This window comes from Klebsiella sp. GB_Kp056 (genome assembly GCF_040064755.1).
GTDB lineage: Bacteria > Pseudomonadota > Gammaproteobacteria > Enterobacterales > Enterobacteriaceae > Klebsiella > Klebsiella quasipneumoniae.
Genome location: NZ_JBEAJA010000012.1, coordinates 1 through 1,388 on the forward strand (window position 1 = coordinate 1; position 1,388 = coordinate 1,388).

The 1,388-nt window shown below is 53.3% G+C and carries 1 rRNA gene; it reads left to right on the plus strand.

Annotated elements, in window-relative coordinates:
* Window positions 1-1,365 (plus strand): 23S ribosomal RNA (locus ABLV52_RS00605); the annotation flags it as partial.
* Window positions 1,366-1,388 lie beyond the last annotated feature (23 nt).

The window sequence follows — 1,388 nt, forward strand, 5'->3', positions numbered from 1 at the left end:
CTGAAGTAACAAATGCCCTGCTTCCAGGAAAAGCCTCTAAGCATCAGGTAACATCAAATCGTACCCCAAACCGACACAGGTGGTCAGGTAGAGAATACCAAGGCGCTTGAGAGAACTCGGGTGAAGGAACTAGGCAAAATGGTGCCGTAACTTCGGGAGAAGGCACGCTGGTGTGTAGGTGAAGTCCCTGCGGATGGAGCTGAGACCAGTCGAAGATACCAGCTGGCTGCAACTGTTTATTAAAAACACAGCACTGTGCAAACACGAAAGTGGACGTATACGGTGTGACGCCTGCCCGGTGCCGGAAGGTTAATTGATGGGGTTATCCGTAAGGAGAAGCTCTTGATCGAAGCCCCGGTAAACGGCGGCCGTAACTATAACGGTCCTAAGGTAGCGAAATTCCTTGTCGGGTAAGTTCCGACCTGCACGAATGGCGTAATGATGGCCAGGCTGTCTCCACCCGAGACTCAGTGAAATTGAACTCGCTGTGAAGATGCAGTGTACCCGCGGCAAGACGGAAAGACCCCGTGAACCTTTACTATAGCTTGACACTGAACATTGAGCCTTGATGTGTAGGATAGGTGGGAGGCTTTGAAGCGTGGACGCCAGTCTGCGTGGAGCCAACCTTGAAATACCACCCTTTAATGTTTGATGTTCTAACGTAGGCCCCTGACCGGGGTTGCGGACAGTGTCTGGTGGGTAGTTTGACTGGGGCGGTCTCCTCCCAAAGCGTAACGGAGGAGCACGAAGGTTAGCTAATCCTGGTCGGACATCAGGAGGTTAGTGCAATGGCATAAGCTAGCTTGACTGCGAGCGTGACGGCGCGAGCAGGTGCGAAAGCAGGTCATAGTGATCCGGTGGTTCTGAATGGAAGGGCCATCGCTCAACGGATAAAAGGTACTCCGGGGATAACAGGCTGATACCGCCCAAGAGTTCATATCGACGGCGGTGTTTGGCACCTCGATGTCGGCTCATCACATCCTGGGGCTGAAGTAGGTCCCAAGGGTATGGCTGTTCGCCATTTAAAGTGGTACGCGAGCTGGGTTTAGAACGTCGTGAGACAGTTCGGTCCCTATCTGCCGTGGGCGCTGGAGAATTGAGGGGGGCTGCTCCTAGTACGAGAGGACCGGAGTGGACGCATCACTGGTGTTCGGGTTGTCATGCCAATGGCACTGCCCGGTAGCTAAATGCGGAAGAGATAAGTGCTGAAAGCATCTAAGCACGAAACTTGCCCCGAGATGAGTTCTCCCTGAGACTTTAAGTCTCCTGAAGGAACGTTGAAGACGACGACGTTGATAGGCCGGGTGTGTAAGCGCAGCGATGCGTTGAGCTAACCGGTACTAATGAACCGTGAGGCTTAACCTTACAACGCCGAAGATGTTTTGGCG